This is a genomic window from Halotia branconii CENA392, from assembly GCF_029953635.1.
Classification (GTDB): Bacteria; Cyanobacteriota; Cyanobacteriia; order Cyanobacteriales; family Nostocaceae; genus Halotia; species Halotia branconii.
On the sequence record NZ_CP124543.1, the window covers coordinates 6162403 to 6174903 of the forward strand.

Consider the following 12501-nt stretch of genomic DNA (forward strand, 5'->3'; position numbering starts at 1 on the left):
ACAAATTTATCGGCGGTTAATTATACTTTCTTGTCAACAACTGCCGTCGTAGCAAATCTAATGCTGTACTTGCACTTACATGACGAATTAAAGTACGTCCCCGCATTATTCCAAACCGATATTCAAAACTTGCTACTTCGTCTTTTGGCCCAGCTAAACCGATATAAACTAAACCCACTGGCTTGGTGTCTGTTCCCCCATTTGGGCCAGCAATACCAGTGATGCTTAATCCCCAAGTAGTTGCAAGGCGCGTTTTTACCCCAACTGCCATTTGTTCGGCAACAGTAGCACTTACTGCCCCAAATTGATCTAAATCTTCAGGGTTAACCCCCAATAGTCCAACTTTCACTGAGTTGTCATAAGATATTACCCCACCCCAAAAGTAATCAGAACTTCCAGAGATTTCAGTCAACATTTGTCCTAGTCCGCCACCAGTACAAGATTCTGCAACTGATAGCGTTTCTTTGCTTGTTCGTAACAACTGACCAACCACAGAAGCCAGAGTGTCATGATCTGCACCGTAATAATTCAGTCCAGCAATTTCTTTGATTTGTTTCTCAATTGGCGAAATCAAAGCTTCTGCTGCGGTTTCTGAAGCAGCTTTTGCCGAAATTCTTAGTCTGACTTCCCCTTTACCTGCGTAAGGCGCTACTGTGGGGTTGGGCAAGTTGAAATAGGGCGCAACTTTTTCTGCCAAAGCAGATTCACCAATGCCCCAAAACTTTAAACTCCGGCTGTAAATAATTTCTTTACCCCAGCCTTGGCTTTTGAGAAAAGGTACTGCTGTTTCTTCCCACATCCGATGCATTTCTGATGGTACACCGGGAAAAGTGAAAATTGTGACTTGGGGACGCGGTTGCCAGATGATACCGGGTGCTGTGCCGATAGGATTAGGTAAAATTTCTGCACCTTGGGGAATCAAGGCTTGTTTGCGGTTACTTGGTGTCATCACCCGACCGCGTTGGGTAAATTTTTGAGTTATATCTTCAATGATTTCTAGACGTTCTACTAAAGGGACATTAAAAAAATCAGCGATAGTTTCACATGTCAGATCATCTGGTGTGGGGCCAAGTCCACCAGTAAAAATGAGAATTTGCGCTCTGGAAATAGCAATTTCTATTACTTGCTTCAGTCGTTCTGGGTTATCTCCAACTACTGTCTGATAGTAGTGAGGAATACCTAGCTGTGCTAACTGCTGGGCGATAAATTGAGCATTACTGTTGAGGATATCTCCCAGCAGCATTTCTGTACCAACACAAATAATTTCTGCACTCATCGGAAGCAAGCGTTATCAATTATGAGTTATCAATTAAATTTAACGCTTAAACTGTTAACTTCTCTGATTTGCAAATCCTTAAGATTGTCTAGAAAGTTTCCAAACGCGCCAAATTGCATAACCTAATAGTGAAGTTGTACCACAAGCATAAACAATACCACTGGGGATGCCAGCGATCGCTAATGCTAAACTTCCCACCCACAAAGTCAAAGAGTAAATGAACAAAACCGTCCATCGATGAGATAAACCCGCCTTTAACAATCGGTGGTGTAGGTGGCGTTTATCCGCGACAAAAGGCGATTCACCACGAAAAATTCGGGCTAAAATCACTGCTGACATATCTACAATTGGCACTGCCAAAATTACATAAGGCAAAATGACGGCGGTAAAAGCAGGAATTTTTACCAGACCAATTACACCCACAGATGCTAAGGTGAATCCCATAAAATAAGAGCCGCCATCTCCCATAAAGATTTGGGCAGGGTTGAAATTGTAGCGGAGAAATCCCAGCGATGCGCCAGCTAAGGCCGCAGCAATTAAGGCCGCTTCTGGTTGATGCATTAATAAAGACACAAACAGCATCACTACGGCAGCAATTCCCGATACTCCAGCAGCTAAACCGTCTAAACCATCAATCCAGTTAATGGCGTTGACCATTCCTACCAACCAGATAATCGTAATCGGCAAACTTAGCCAGTCGAGATCAACTATCCCGACTGTGGGAATGCTAATGAAATCTATACTTACGCCTGCTTTCCACGCGCCAGCTGCCACAACTATTTGCATCAGCAGGCGTTTGAAGGCAGACAAATTTAATAAATCGTCTGCTAAACCAATTAAAAAAAAGCCAAGACCACCTAAGGTGACACCCCAAATTTGCCATTCTTTGTCAGGAGGTAGATTGGCAAATCCACCCAACCACCAAACAATCATCAAAGAGATGATAGTACCTGCAAAGATAGAAACTCCTCCCAAGCGTACCATTGGGAGTTGGTGGACTTTGCGATCGCCTGGTTGATCGACACGTCCACTTTTTATACCAATGTTTCTGACATCAGGAGTAGTCCAAAGAACGACTACTGCGGCAACAAGGAAGGCGATCAGATGATAAATCTGAGGAAGCATTTGTATCTTTAAATAAGTAGTTGGCTAAGAAAAAATGTGTGGGAGGAAGCTTTCTACCTAATATCTACTATATTTTAGATTTTGATCAGTAGGCTGTAGTGGTGGTCAGATCCCCGACTTCTTAAACAAGTCGGGGATCTGGCTCTCGCAACTTTGTCAAACTAGTGCTGGTACAGGAATTTCCAAGTGGGGGTACAAGGGAAAGCGATCGCACAATGCAGCGACTCGTCGCCGACAATCTTGAGCAATTGTTTCTGAATCTGGAGTTAACAGGCGATCGGCAATAATATCACCAATCTCGGTAAATTCTATTTTTCCCAATCCTCTTGTAGTCATTGCTGGAGAACCCAGACGCAGACCACTAGTTACAAAAGGCGACTGCGGATCAAAGGGAACAGTATTTTTGTTGGCGGTAATATTCACTTCGCTCATCAACTGATCTGCTTGCTTACCTGTCAGTCCAATAGACTGTAAATCTACTAACATTAAATGGTTATCAGTTCCATTAGATACCAGCTTTAAACCGCGGTTTTGTAGTTGACTTGCTAAGGCACGAGCATTATCAATCACTTGAGCTGAATAAGTTTTAAACTCTGGCTTGAGAGCTTCACCAAATGCTACTGCTTTACCAGCAATCACATGTTCTAAAGGCCCACCTTGAGTACCAGGAAAAACTGCTTTATCTAGCTTTTTACCAAGTTCCGCATCGCCAGTCAAAATTAATCCTCCTCTGGGACCACGGAGAGTTTTATGAGTAGTTGTTGTAACTACATCACAGTGAGGAATGGGATCAGGATGCAAACCGCTAGCAACTAAACCAGCGATATGGGCAATATCCGCCAATAAATAAGCACCAATCTCATCAGCAATACTACGGAATTTAACGAAGTCAATTATCCTGGGATAAGCCGAATAACCACAAATCAACAGCTTCGGACGTTCTTTTAGTGCCAGTTCTCGAATTTGGTCATAATCGAGTTGTTCTGTTTGTTGGCTAACGCCGTAGTGACAAACTTGGAACCACTTCCCTGAGACATTCACAGGCGAACCGTGGGTAAGATGTCCTCCGTGAGACAAATCCATCCCCATGATTTTGTCTCCAGGTTCTAATAAAGTCAGGAAAACTGCAAAATTGGCCTGTGCGCCGGAGTGGGGTTGGACGTTTGCATGAGCAGCACCAAATAGCTGTTTGACTCGGTCAATTGCGATCTGCTCGACTTGATCAATAAATTCACAACCGCCATAGTAGCGTTTCCCAGGCAATCCCTCAGCATATTTATTTGTCAATACTGAGCCTTGAGCAGCTAGTACAGCAGCAGAGGTAAAGTTTTCACTAGCAATCAACTCCAAATGGTCGCGTTGACGTTGGAGTTCTTGATTGAGTAATTGCGCGATCGCGGGGTCTGAGTTAGTCAAAAAGTCTGAATTAGTCTTAGTCACTGACAATTATCCTAAGGAAAGTTTTTACAATAGTTGATTTTGGCTGTTTAAACACTTAACCATAACAGCCCATATTTTGCTATTTAAATGCCAAAACGATAACGGTGTTAATAATCATAATTTATCAAGTTTGATCGCCCCATCGTCAATTTGATTAGTATGCAATGGATACAACTAGCTGTACATGCTCAACTCTGGTGCAAAGTTTATGTATGACTTTTTACTAAAGAATCTAATCATATAAGATACACAACATACAATAAATAATAGATGAAGGTTTTGTTGACGATTTTTAATTGCTCTCCCCATTGTTGCCCAAAAGAGAGTCAAAATAAACTCGCAGGTGTTTTTTGCGATCGCCAATTTCCATAACTCCCATCTACAGCGTCACTCCAACCCACTGAAAGTCACTTTTGGGAAGAATATAAAGCATATCTTCCCTTGACAAAATACGGGTAATAATGAGGATTTATCAGGAGGGATTCAGATGCTAGTCATTCTAACGGACAATCAAATTTTTGCCCCTGAGCAGGTTTGCCAGTCGTGCTTACTTGCTGATGGTAGCGGTCAACCCCGTTGGCGTAAAGGTCAACTGTACTGCGGCCAAGCCATCCGCAAACTTACAGAACAACAGCCAGCCCAGTATGAGTGTATGATGGGTTTCCGCATCGCCAATATAGAATAATCACATTTACGAGCAAGACCAAGTAACTGCGTTATCCTAGGCTCAAGTAACTCTCTAAATTTAGCTACAGGAGAACGCATAATGACTTGGCGTGGGTCTACAACAATTAAAGATAGAATTTTTGCTTGTTTACCTTATTTGCTTCCGATAATTGAGGTTTTTGCCTTCGGTCAATTTTTAATAGCACAATTTCCACCTCTATTGGTGCTATTTCTGCCTCTGATGCCACTGCTGAGAATTTATTACGGTGTTCGTTATGCCGGATTGATAATTTTCTTTGCTTTGTTCTTATTAGTAGTGAGAAACGAAAAAATCAGTCACTTTATTCGTTTCAACACCATGCAGGCCATTCTTTTGGATATTGTGATCTTTTTGTTCAGTATCCTAACTGATGTCGTTGGCCTAATTCCCAGTGGTGGTTTTGCCATCCAAACTTTATCTACAACAATTTTTCTCGGAATTTTAGCAGCAGTTGTATATTCGGTTATCCAGTCCTTAATGGGGCGTTATGCAGAAATTCCGGCAATTTCTGATGCAGTCTATATGCAAGTGCGCTAATGCTTAATAAGCTGCTACTGTGTTCTCTAAACGACCGATGCCTTCAATTTCAACGCGGATGCGATCGCCTCGATGCAATGGGCCAACACCTAATGGCGTACCAGTTAAAACTACATCTCCAGGTAGCAATGTCATCACCTGACTAATATAAGACACCAAAACATCAGGAGAAAACACCATCTGATCAATATAGGCAGATTGCACTGGATCAGCATCTTCATTCAAAAAAGTTTGCAATCTAGCTCCTGGATTTAATTCTCGGACGATCCAAGGGCCTAAGGGGCAGAACGTATCAAAACCTTTGGCTCTAGTCCATTGACCATCTTTTTGTTGTAAATCCCGCGCTGTCACATCATTAGCGATGGTATAGCCCCAGATTTTAGTTTGGGCTTCTTCTGGTGTGCAATTAAAGACGCGATCGCCAATTACTAATGCTAACTCACCTTCGTAGTCTACACGTTGCGACTGGAGAGGATACTTAATTTCGGTCTCTGAGGCAATCACAGCTGTAGGTGGTTTGAGAAACAGTAACGGCTCACTAGGAACTGAAGTTCCCATTTCAGCCGCATGGTCGGCATAATTCTTACCCACCGCCACAATTTTTGAAGGAGCGCAGGGAGAAAGAATTTGGTAGTTATCTGGTTCTAAATTTAAATCTGTGGGTTGCCCTTGTAACCAGGGCGGAGCATCCAGTACCTGTACACTCAGGGATAGTTGTAGCAACCCATAGTAAATCTTTCCTTCTAAATTTTGAACTCGCACATAGCGCTGCGCCATAACCTTGATTAATATCCTTTTGTCTGCGATTAAAAGCTGATAGCGGGAACACAATGTTTAGTTCATAGTGGAGGTTCTAAAAACCAATAGCTATAAACTCCATTTGGTTAGCATACCCTTTGGGTAAGCGGATAAATTGATCAATTTGCTGCTGTTCACCTCAATTAAAGATGCAAATTTTGGCAGATTAGGCTAATGATCCAAATTGAAAACTGGTAAGATTATAATTCCTTGTTGCTTCAGATGTTGATTAATACTGATATTTTCTCCTAAATATTTTGTATAAATTAATACCAGCAACCATTTTTGTCCATAAGGATACTTAAAATCATGTCCACAGTTTACGAAACAATGTACATTCTGCGTCCTGACCTAGGAGACGAACAAGTAGAGCAAGCAATTGCAAAATATCAGAATTTGCTCCAAGAGCAGGGTGCCCAAGAGATGCAAATTCAAAATCGTGGTAAGCGCCGTCTTGCTTATGAAATAAAAAAACATCGGGATGGCATCTACATCCAGATGAACTACACCAGCCCTGGAAATGCCATTGCAATTATGGAACGTGCAATGCGTTTGAGCGAAGAAGTGATTCGCTATATGACAATTAAGCAACAACTTCCAAGCGAAGAAAAAGCAGAAAGCCCTGCTGTACCTGCACCTATACCTGCTTAAAAAAGTTATCAGTTATCAGTGAAGAATGAGATGTTTATTTTTGGGTTTAAATCCCCTACAATACGCCTTGATAATTGTTCACTGTTAACTGTTTACTGTTAAGGCAAGTCTTGAATAACCAATGCTGATGCACCGAGACTCAGTGAATCAGCACTGCAAAAAAAAGATATAAGAAAAAGTTCTTCACCTTAAACAGACTAGCAATTTTGAGTTTTTTAGCTTCAATATTCAGTACTGATTAAAATAAATCTAAAAAATTTTTTACCTTTGACCTTTTTTATGGCTTGATTGGGAATGCTAAATTAACAAGTACTTGCCAAAAGCAGTACTATCGCAGTTATACCTAAAATTTGGACAAGATACGTCAATGGGAGCTGTAAGCTACTGTGAGCCAAACTGACACACCCGACATTCAAGCTCTCTCTACGGAAGTATCACAACTTCGCCAAGAGTTGCAACTTCGTGATCAATTAGTGCAACAGTTATCTCAAGAACTCTTCCGTTTGGTGAAGGGTAACACTAGTTTTATACCTCAGCGCTCTGAGCCTGAACTCGATATGAGTCAGCTGCAAGCGTTGCGAGAACAGTTGCAAGCTGTCGAACAGCAAGTAACATTTTATCAAGAACAAATTACTACTCGTGATGCCGAAATTTATCAGTTACGGCAGTCAGTCCAAGAATTAACCGATCGCAGTCGGATGTTGGAGCAAGTAGTACAAGAGTTACCTCAAATTTATCGGCGTAAATTTGAGGAACGTATGACTCCTGTGAGAGAAAAAGTGGCAACCCTACAACGGGAAAACCGTCAACTTCAGGCAGAACTGCAAAGTGTAAGTTATCGATTAGCACTTAAAACCCGCAATTCCAGCCACAGTGGTATTGACTTACCTAATTTTCCTCGCCCCATATCTAATCAAAATAATATTTCTACGGTGTAAATATTTATCGTTAAGTCAGAGCAGTTCGCCTCAGCGTTGCCCCAGACTAGTGATCTGTCAACCCAAAAATGACGAGTTGAGGCAGGCAAGGGGAGCAGGGGAAGCAGCACTTCGGCTACGCGATAGTTGAATCTCGACTTCGCTCGATTGCCGCGCAGTCGAAACTCAGTGACCGGAAGCAGGGGGCGAAAAGAACTGGACTTTTTCCCATTAACCCAGCAAACTCATCTTTACAGACTACTAGGCAGAAGGAAAGATAATTTGAGCTAACTTCACTTTTTGTTACGTACTTTGGTAGATTTACGTAACTATTTGTAAACGTAAGCAGTTGTATTATAAATAACTTTCAATTAAACAAGTATGCTGATGCTGTTCAGCAATCATAAGACAATATTTTTGTCTATTCCTGATATTGGATTTAGCTGCGTAGCATCAGCATCAATATCGGAGGGTGTTTAACCTCCTAAAACTTTAATCCGTCACCGATATAACTGGTGCAGTTTGGGTAGCAAAAAAGTGAAATTTGCTCTAGCCATATTCTACTGCACCTGCTTTAGCTAACATCAGCGTCCAATAGCCAGATTAGTTTATCTGTCATTGATACTGCCGTGCTGCAAAGCGATTGTTTTTGTATCCGAGAAATCCAGTCTTTTACGAGAAACAGCGATCGCTGATGACGAGAAAAAACTCTCATTGATTGTGAAGAATTGTAAAGATTTTTCTGGTTCACCAAATGTTTCTCTGTAAAAGTTAAAAAGTTAGCTTGCTAAGGCTAGACTGCGATCGTTGACGTTAGTGAAGATATCCTCGTAAGTGTTAAAAATTTCAAACACTGAATCTAATTGTGTCAGTTCCAAAATTAACCGCACAGGGGCTTGCACATTGCAAAGTACCAAGCGACAGCCAATTTGACGTGCAGTTGTTAACCCTTTGACTAATGGGACTAATCCAGAACTATCCATAAAATCCACATCTGTCAGATCAATAACCCAGAGTTGATGAGGCTGGGGTACTATATCAACCATCTGTTCGCTCAAAGCCATACCGCCCTCTAGATTTATGCTTCCTTGGGGCTTAAATAAAACCACTTGCAATTCTTGTGAGATAGCCATGTATTTAAGTCGGTAGTTGAAACATCTAACAAAAACAAAAATTCGACATCAATCACTGATGAGGTTTCAGTCGCAAGATGACTGTTTCATTCTCAGATTTAAGAATTTACAGCCATGCTATTGAGACGTTGCGAACCAGTATTCATGCCGTATAATTTATGTTAACTTTCATAAATATAGGCATAAACGCTTAAGAATTTCAGTATCAAACGTATCTTTTACTAGATTTTTATATTTATCTGGGATATTTATAAACTTTTTATAAATGTATTTTGCTTTAGAGTCTTAAGTATGCATTTGTGTTATTAATCGATTAAAAGGTGGTCGTCAATACTCATTAAGTAATAGATCATCTAAATCATAAGATATACGTAAACAACTTCACACCACTTGCGGTATGAAGTTTTTGGGCATAGGGCATAGGGCATAGGGCATAGGGCATAGGGCATAGGGCATAGGGCATAGGCAGTTATCAGTTTTCACTGGTCACTGTTAACTGATTTAACCACCCATGAAGGAATAGAGTTTGCCGCCGCTTTAAATAACCGCTTGATTGACACCCCAGCCAGAAACGAGCCAAGATATAGTAAAGGTAAAAAATTGTAAAGGCGGCGGTGCGGGATGTCTCTTGATCTGATTTCACTAGAGAACATCCAGGAATTTGCTCATCAGTACGGCTACTGGGCAATTTTTCTGGGAATTTTGCTAGAAAATTTAGGCATTCCTCTTCCTGGAGAAACTGTTACCTTAGTGGGTGGGTTTCTAGCTGGTAGTGATGAACTGAGTTACTGGTTAGTTCTTAGTGATGCTATTGCAGGTGCAGTAATTGGTGGTACTTGTGGTTATTGGATTGGTAAGCTTGGTGGTTGGCCTTTTCTACTACAAGTAGGTAAACTCTTTCGGATTTCCGAAGAGCGATTGTTAAGTATCAAAGAACAATTTAGTCAAAACGCTGCTAAAGCTGTATTTTTCGGACGATTTTTTGCATTACTACGAATTTTTGCTGCACCACTAGCTGGTATAGCCGAAATGCCTTTTGGAAAATTCTTTTTGTATAACTTAGCAGGAGCAACTACTTGGGCTAGTGCGATGGTGACATTAGCTTTCTTTGCTGGCAGAGTTGTCTCTCTAGAACAGTTAGTTGGGTGGGTGAGTCAATTTGCGATCGCAGCATTACTGATTCTAGTGGCGTTGATTGTTATACCTGTATGGTGGGAATCTCGCCAAGTCAAGCGTGCAACGGGAGAATAGTTAAAAATAGAGACGCGATATACGCGTCTCTATTTTTAACCCCTAATCTGCTGTGCCCAAATACGAGTAGGTAGTCCCCAAACGTAAATAAAACCCTCAGCGGCTTTATGGTCAAATTGATCTTCAGAACCGTAAGTAGCCAAGTCAGGACTATAAAGTGAGTTGTCACCCCAACGCCCAACTATGGAAGCGTTACCTTTAAAAAGTTTGACTCGCACGGTTCCCGATACTCGTTCTTGTGTCTTTTGGATAAATGCATCCAGTGCATTTTTGAGTGGGCTGTACCACAAACCGTTGTAGACAATTTGAGTGTAAGTTTCTTCAATACCTCGTTTGTAGTGGCTGACATCTGCTGTTAACGTCAAGCTTTCTAAATCCCGGTGTGCTTGAATTAGCACTAACATAGCTGGTGATTCATAGATTTCTCTGGATTTAATACCTACCAAGCGGTTTTCTATCATGTCTATTCGCCCAATGCCATGATTTCCCGCTAGCTGATTGAGTTGTTCAATTAGTTCAACTGGCTTTTGGGATATACCGTTAAGAGTGGTAGGAATACCGCTGTTAAACCCAATTTCGATATACTCTGGTTCGTTGGGAGTGTCGGCGATCGCTTTGGTCATTTCATAAATTTCTTCTGGTGGTTCAACTGCTGGATCTTCCAACACACCAGCTTCTATGCTACGACCAAGCAAATTTTTATCGATACTGTAGGGAGAAGATTTTTTAACCGGTGAGGGGATACCAAACTTTTCACCATAAGCGATGGTTTCTTCTCGACTCATTCCCCATTCCCGCGCGGGTGCGAGGATCTTCAATTTGGGGTTTAAGGCGGTAACAGAGACATCAAAACGAACTTGATCGTTACCTTTGCCAGTGCAACCATGAGCGATCGCATCAGCACCGTATTTTTGGGCAGTTTCTACTAAAATTTTGGCAATTAGTGGGCGTGCAAGAGCAGTTCCTAAGGGATAGCGATTTTCATAAAGGGCATTGGCTTGAATCGCACAAAAGGCATAATCTTTCACAAAGCTGTCTTTCACATCCGCCACTAGGGATTCACTTGCACCCGATTTCAAAGCTTTTTCTCGGATTGGTTCTAACTCATCTCCCTGACCTAAATCTGCTGCTAGAGTAATCACCTCTTCTACACCCCATTCATGCTTGAGGTAAGGGATGCAAACAGAAGTATCAACTCCGCCAGAGTATGCCAGAACAACCTTTTTGGCGCGACCCATTAATTTCTCCATTTAGGAAAACAAAGAATGAGTCATTATTATATCTAACTAATACACGTATATTTTCTTGAGACGTGATCGATTCGGCAATTTGGCTGACACTGTACAACACGACTGACTCTGAGTTAATCACCTAGAACTTACGCACTCGTGACGAAAAACTAAGCCTTTGCGATTACTTCGCTGCGTCTGTGTGGTAGCTTACGGCAAGCCCTTCGGTCTACGACTTTCCATTACCTGTGCGTAAGTCCTAATTATATATAAGTAACAATTTCTAGTTATTGATCAAATTTTCTCAGCCTTAGCTATGACAGTAATTTCACAGTCAACCCAATTTTGTTTAACCGTTTGTTTTATATTCCTTAACCTTTTGTAGTTGATTGAGAGCTTATTAAATTTAAGGGAGTTTACGTAACTATTTATTTTCTATTTTTGGAGTATTTACTGATGAAATTCGCTCAAAATCTGGGTATTGCTGCCGTTACTGCTATTTCTGTCGCTGTTGTTGGCGCTAACCCAACACAAGCTGCTGTGATTAATTATGATTTTATCGTGAATGCGATATCAGGCGATAATCCGGGTCAATATTACGGTTCTTTGAGCTATGACGATTCGACTTTAATCAAGACAGGCGAAGAAACCTTAGGAACTAACAATGGATTAACTATTGGGTTTAACTACTTGGGCAATGACTATACAGAGAGAGATGACTTGGATTATGATTCATTTCCTGTAATTAGCTTTCAAGATGGCAAACTTTCAGGACTTAGCTATTTGGTTGAAGATCAGTTTTTTATAAGTAACAATCTAGAAGATCCAGATGTGGGAGGAGCAAATTTTTATAGCATTGTCAGTGCTGATTTGACTTCCGCGACACAGGTAGGTAGTGTAACTTACTCCAAAGTACCAGAACCCATGACTGTAAGTGGTACGCTAGTCGCTGGTACTATCGGGATGTGGTTGAAACGTAAGAAAAAAGCATCCACAGTGGCAAAATAAAGGCAATTCTTTTTAACGACAGTAATTAATGGCTGGTCGCCACATATCACTTGCCATATCCTGACCTATATAGTACACTTGTACTTACAAGAGAAATCCTGATTGAATCATTCCCCACTTTACCAGTGGGGTTTTTATTTTAACGTATTTCTTTCCCTTCCAGAGGTGGGATGAGCTTAAGAATACCTTGCACAATCATCTATTTTTATTTTTTTGGTCAGACTTTTTCTCTTTTTCCTCTGCCCTAGAGTGATACAGGACTTACGCAAAAATAACGTAACTCCGTCATTACGAGCGAAGCCGAAGCCGCGAGCCGAAGGCGTGGCGGGAAGTAATCTACCCTAACGCTGGGATTGCTTCCCTACACTCCGTTCCGATCGCAATGACAATATCGGCGTTGCGTAAGTCCTATGATAAAAGAAAGTTAAAG

The 12501-nt window shown here is 41.3% G+C and carries 13 protein-coding genes; 6 read left to right on the forward strand and 7 right to left on the reverse strand.

Translation table 11 applies throughout. The annotated features are described in order from the left end of the window. Positions 1-16 precede the first annotated feature (16 nt). The 3 genes from QI031_RS26950 to glyA form a co-directional block, all read right to left on the reverse strand. On the reverse strand, positions 17-1276 hold the full coding sequence (locus QI031_RS26950; RefSeq protein WP_281482642.1) for a competence/damage-inducible protein A: 1260 nt from the start codon (positions 1274-1276) through the stop codon (positions 17-19). 78 nt (positions 1277-1354) lie between these two features. Next, positions 1355-2401 carry a glycosyltransferase family 4 protein gene (locus QI031_RS26955; RefSeq protein WP_281482643.1) on the reverse strand — a complete coding sequence of 349 codons (1047 nt, stop codon included), beginning with the start codon at positions 2399-2401 and terminating at the stop codon, positions 1355-1357. 156 nt (positions 2402-2557) lie between these two features. Then, entirely contained in the window at positions 2558-3841 is a 1284-nt protein-coding gene (glyA, locus tag QI031_RS26960; RefSeq protein ID WP_281482644.1) for a serine hydroxymethyltransferase, read from the reverse strand. A gap of 487 nt (positions 3842-4328) precedes the next feature. Here glyA and QI031_RS26965 point away from each other — a divergent pair, with 487 nt between their 5' ends. After that, positions 4329-4526, forward strand: a complete 198-nt coding sequence (locus tag QI031_RS26965) for a hypothetical protein (protein WP_281482645.1) — start codon at positions 4329-4331, stop codon at positions 4524-4526. A gap of 81 nt (positions 4527-4607) precedes the next feature. Beyond that, a complete protein-coding gene (locus QI031_RS26970; RefSeq protein WP_281482646.1) occupies positions 4608-5084 on the forward strand; it encodes a Tic20 family protein in 477 nt (158 codons plus the stop codon). 3 nt (positions 5085-5087) lie between these two features. On the opposite strand, the gene QI031_RS26975 is transcribed toward QI031_RS26970, so the two are convergent. After that, positions 5088-5861, reverse strand: coding sequence for a fumarylacetoacetate hydrolase family protein (locus tag QI031_RS26975; RefSeq protein WP_281482647.1), 774 nt, complete (start codon positions 5859-5861; stop codon positions 5088-5090). Between the two features lie 330 nt (positions 5862-6191). Here QI031_RS26975 and rpsF point away from each other — a divergent pair, with 330 nt between their 5' ends. Next, entirely contained in the window at positions 6192-6533 is a 342-nt protein-coding gene (gene rpsF, locus QI031_RS26980; protein ID WP_281482648.1) for a 30S ribosomal protein S6, read from the forward strand. Between the two features lie 386 nt (positions 6534-6919). Continuing rightward, complete coding sequence (locus tag QI031_RS26985) at positions 6920-7471, forward strand: Npun_F5560 family protein (protein ID WP_281482649.1); 552 nt, start codon at positions 6920-6922, stop codon at positions 7469-7471. Positions 7472-8024: 553 nt separating this feature from the next. Here the strand turns inward: QI031_RS26985 and QI031_RS26990 are convergent. Together QI031_RS26990 and QI031_RS26995 are read right to left on the reverse strand one after the other, a co-directional pair. Further along, a complete protein-coding gene (locus tag QI031_RS26990; RefSeq protein WP_281482650.1) occupies positions 8025-8201 on the reverse strand; it encodes a hypothetical protein in 177 nt (58 codons plus the stop codon). Positions 8202-8229: 28 nt separating this feature from the next. Next, positions 8230-8583: an STAS domain-containing protein gene (locus QI031_RS26995; protein WP_281482651.1), complete on the reverse strand. Its 354-nt coding sequence runs from the start codon at positions 8581-8583 to the stop codon at positions 8230-8232. A gap of 621 nt (positions 8584-9204) precedes the next feature. Here QI031_RS26995 and QI031_RS27000 point away from each other — a divergent pair. Beyond that, the gene (locus tag QI031_RS27000) at positions 9205-9834 is read left to right on the forward strand and encodes a DedA family protein (RefSeq protein WP_281482652.1); all 630 of its coding nucleotides are present in this window, start codon (positions 9205-9207) and stop codon (positions 9832-9834) included. 35 nt (positions 9835-9869) lie between these two features. On the opposite strand, the gene QI031_RS27005 is transcribed toward QI031_RS27000, so the two are convergent. Continuing rightward, positions 9870-11072 (reverse strand): argininosuccinate synthase, encoded by a 1203-nt coding sequence (locus QI031_RS27005; RefSeq protein WP_281482653.1) that lies wholly within the window; start codon positions 11070-11072, stop codon positions 9870-9872. A gap of 447 nt (positions 11073-11519) precedes the next feature. Between QI031_RS27005 and QI031_RS27010 the strand changes: the two genes are divergently transcribed. Continuing rightward, positions 11520-12071: a PEP-CTERM sorting domain-containing protein gene (locus QI031_RS27010; RefSeq protein WP_281482654.1), complete on the forward strand. Its 552-nt coding sequence runs from the start codon at positions 11520-11522 to the stop codon at positions 12069-12071. The last annotated feature ends 430 nt before the right edge of the window (positions 12072-12501 follow it).

What these genes read in the sequence shown, in the direction of transcription:
- QI031_RS26970 (WP_281482646.1), top strand. Translation starts at nt 4,608, where the DNA reads ATGACTTGGCGTGGGTCTACAACAATTAAAGATAGAATTTTTGCTTGT.
- QI031_RS26950 (WP_281482642.1), bottom strand. Translation starts at nt 1,276, where the DNA reads ATGAGTGCAGAAATTATTTGTGTTGGTACAGAAATGCTGCTGGGAGAT.
- QI031_RS27000 (WP_281482652.1), top strand. Translation starts at nt 9,205, where the DNA reads ATGTCTCTTGATCTGATTTCACTAGAGAACATCCAGGAATTTGCTCAT.
- QI031_RS26965 (WP_281482645.1), top strand. Translation starts at nt 4,329, where the DNA reads ATGCTAGTCATTCTAACGGACAATCAAATTTTTGCCCCTGAGCAGGTT.
- QI031_RS26955 (WP_281482643.1), bottom strand. Translation starts at nt 2,401, where the DNA reads ATGCTTCCTCAGATTTATCATCTGATCGCCTTCCTTGTTGCCGCAGTA.
- QI031_RS27005 (WP_281482653.1), bottom strand. Translation starts at nt 11,072, where the DNA reads ATGGGTCGCGCCAAAAAGGTTGTTCTGGCATACTCTGGCGGAGTTGAT.
- QI031_RS26975 (WP_281482647.1), bottom strand. Translation starts at nt 5,861, where the DNA reads ATGGCGCAGCGCTATGTGCGAGTTCAAAATTTAGAAGGAAAGATTTAC.
- QI031_RS26995 (WP_281482651.1), bottom strand. Translation starts at nt 8,583, where the DNA reads ATGGCTATCTCACAAGAATTGCAAGTGGTTTTATTTAAGCCCCAAGGA.
- rpsF (WP_281482648.1), top strand. Translation starts at nt 6,192, where the DNA reads ATGTCCACAGTTTACGAAACAATGTACATTCTGCGTCCTGACCTAGGA.
- QI031_RS27010 (WP_281482654.1), top strand. Translation starts at nt 11,520, where the DNA reads ATGAAATTCGCTCAAAATCTGGGTATTGCTGCCGTTACTGCTATTTCT.